The sequence below is a fragment of the Streptomyces viridosporus genome, assembly GCF_002078235.1.
In the GTDB taxonomy this organism is placed as follows: Bacteria; Actinomycetota; Actinomycetes; order Streptomycetales; family Streptomycetaceae; genus Streptomyces; species Streptomyces viridosporus.
The window spans coordinates 1-2,548 of sequence record NZ_MSGP01000886.1; the positions used below are offsets into that span (position 1 = coordinate 1).

Consider the following 2,548-nt stretch of genomic DNA (forward strand, 5'->3'; position numbering starts at 1 on the left):
GGCCGACGACGGCGGGCTCGTCGGTGACGGCGAGGACGGCGGCGAACCCGACGCCGAACCGGCCCACGGACCGCTCCGGCGCGTCCCGCTTGGCGGAGGCGCGCAGGGTGGACAGCGACTCGACCCCGGCCGCGTCCAGCGGCGCACCGGTGTTCGCGGCGACGAGGACACCGTCGCGCAGGGTGAGCCTCAGCCGTCCCGGCACCTCCGCGCGGGCGGCGGCGTCGGCGGCGTTCTGGGCGAGCTCGACGACGAGGCGGTCCCGGTAGCCGCCGAGGACCAGGTCCTCCTCGGCGTTGGCGTCCTCCCGGAACCGGGCGGGGCTGGTGGCCCAGGCGTCCAGGACGCCGCGCCGCAGACGCGCCGTACCGAACGGGTCGGCCCCCTCGGCGGCGGGCCGCACGTACTTGCTCACGTTGACTCTCCTCATCGGCCCTCATCAGCCCTCATCGGCGTGAGACCGAAGGTACCCCTCCGCGGCACCCCGGCGAGGAGGGCGGCCCCGGCCCCGGGTCTCGTACGGGGCGAAACGCGGTCCTTCGGCCGGGGCGACGGGTGGCTCCCGCCGTGCCGCGTGGATGATCGTTGCCGTGCTGCTGGAGTCCCTGTCCGTCGCCGCGCTGGTCGTGGTGCTGGTGTGCGCCGTCGTCCGCCCCTTCCGCTGGCCCGAGGCGGCCTTCGCCGTGCCCGCGGCCGGTGTCGTGATCGCGACCGGCGCGATCTCCCTGGAGACCGTGCGGGGGGAGGCCGCCCGGCTCGGGCCGGTGATCTGGTTCCTCGCCGCCGTGCTGGTCCTCGCCCGGCTCTGCGCCGACGAGGGACTCTTCCACGCCTGCGGGACCTGGATGGCGCGCTGGGCCCGCCGCCGGCCGCGCCGGCTGCTGGGCGCGGTCTTCGCCCTCGCCTCGACGATCACCGCCGTGCTCAGCCTGGACGCCACCGTGGTCCTGCTGACACCGGTGGTGTTCGCCACCGCCACCCGCATGGGCACCCGGCCCCGCCCCCACGTCTACGCCGGCGCGCACCTGTCGAACACGGCGTCCCTGCTGCTGCCGGTGTCGAACCTGACCAACCTGCTCGCGTTCGCCGCCACCGGGCTGACCTTCACCCGCTTCGCGCTGCTGATGACCCTGCCGTGGCTGGTGGCCGTCGCCGTCGAGTACGCCGTCTTCCGCCGCTTCTTCGCCGCCGACCTCGACGCGCCCGTCACGGGGGCGGAGGCGGAGGAGCCCGTGGAGATGCCGCTGTTCGCGCTGGTGACCGTGGGCGCCACGCTGGCCGGGTTCGCCGTGGCGTCCGCGCTCGGCATCGACCCGGCGTGGGCCGCGACGGCCGGCGCGGCCGTGCTGGCCGTCCGTGCCCTGGCGCGCCGGCACACCACTCCCGCCGCGCTGGTGCGCGCCGCCGACCTGCCGTTCCTCGCTTTCGTCCTCGCCCTCGGCGTGGTCGTGCGGGCCGTGCTGGACCACGGCCTCGAAGACGCCCTCGGGGCCGTCCTGCCCGACGGCGCCACGCTCCCCGCCCTGCTGGGCACCGCCGCGCTCGCCGCGCTGCTCGCGAACCTGATCAACAACCTGCCGGCCGTCCTCGCCCTCGCCCCCCTGGCCGCGCCGTCCGGTCCCGGCGCGGTCCTGGCCGTCCTGCTGGGCGTCAACATCGGCCCGAACCTCACCTACGCCGGGTCCCTGGCCACCCTGCTGTGGCGGCGCATCGTCCACCACCACGAGCACGACGTCCGGCTGAAGGAGTTCACCCTCCTCGGCCTGCTCACCGTCCCCGCCGCGCTGCTGGCGTCGACCGTCGCGCTGTGGGTGTCGCTGGAACTGCTGGGCCCCTGAAAGCCCCCGCGCCCCTCGCCGCCCGCCGCCTCCTGCCCGAGGCGGACGTCGTCACCCTCTCGGACGCCTCCCCCCACTCCCTCCCCACCGAGCGGCCCGCCGAGCTGAACCGCCTGCTGGCGGAATTCCCGGCCCGACCCGCTCGTGGGGCGGGCCGGCGGACGAGGGGTGGACGGAGACGCGCGCCACATTCGCGAAACGCCCGAACCGGTCTCCCCGTGACAAGCCACACAGGCCGAATGTCCGGTACTAACCGAAATAGTGGGAAACCACTTGAAACCAAAACGGACATTTGCGGCGAAGGCTTGACCGATCGGCCTGAAATGGGGGCTTCCGCCCGGTTGGCGCCCTCCGTCAAGAGACGTACGTCTCACTCCTGATGTACGAAGTTTCGTCGTAGGTCACACCTTTGCGGCTTTTGCGCGGCTCGGGCTACCAAGGAACGGCCACCGCGGCACGGACCCGTTCCGCCGGTGGTTTTCCTCTGCTCCCTCCCCCATGAGGTTTCGATGTTCCAGCGCGTCACGCCCCGTTTCTCCCGCACGTCCCCGACCCGCACCCGTGCGGCCGTGCTGGCCGCCGGCCTGGGCGCCTCGGTCGTGCTGGGAGCCGGGGTCGCGGTCGCCGCCGCCGACACCACGGCCACGTCCGGCACCGCCGCCGTCCAGGCGCAGGCCGCCCAGGCCGCGGCCGCGAAGCAGGCGTCCTGG

At 74.5% G+C, this 2,548-nt stretch carries 2 protein-coding genes and 1 pseudogene; 2 read left to right on the top strand and 1 reads right to left on the bottom strand.

All coding sequences use genetic code 11. From position 1 onward, the window contains the following. On the bottom strand, positions 1 to 415 hold a 415-nt coding region (locus B7L92_RS38430; protein ID WP_368656284.1), incomplete at its 3' end, for a sacsin N-terminal ATP-binding-like domain-containing protein. 163 nt (positions 416 to 578) lie between these two features. Here B7L92_RS38430 and B7L92_RS38435 point away from each other — a divergent pair. Both B7L92_RS38435 and B7L92_RS38440 read left to right on the top strand, forming a co-directional pair. Continuing rightward, positions 579 to 1,838, top strand: a complete 1,260-nt coding sequence (locus tag B7L92_RS38435; protein ID WP_004986633.1) for an SLC13 family permease — start codon at positions 579 to 581, stop codon at positions 1,836 to 1,838. 509 nt (positions 1,839 to 2,347) lie between these two features. Beyond that, positions 2,348 to 2,548: pseudogene (locus B7L92_RS38440) on the top strand (M23 family metallopeptidase); the annotation flags it as partial.

What these genes read in the sequence shown, in the direction of transcription:
- B7L92_RS38435 (WP_004986633.1), top strand. Translation starts at nt 579, where the DNA reads ATGATCGTTGCCGTGCTGCTGGAGTCCCTGTCCGTCGCCGCGCTGGTC.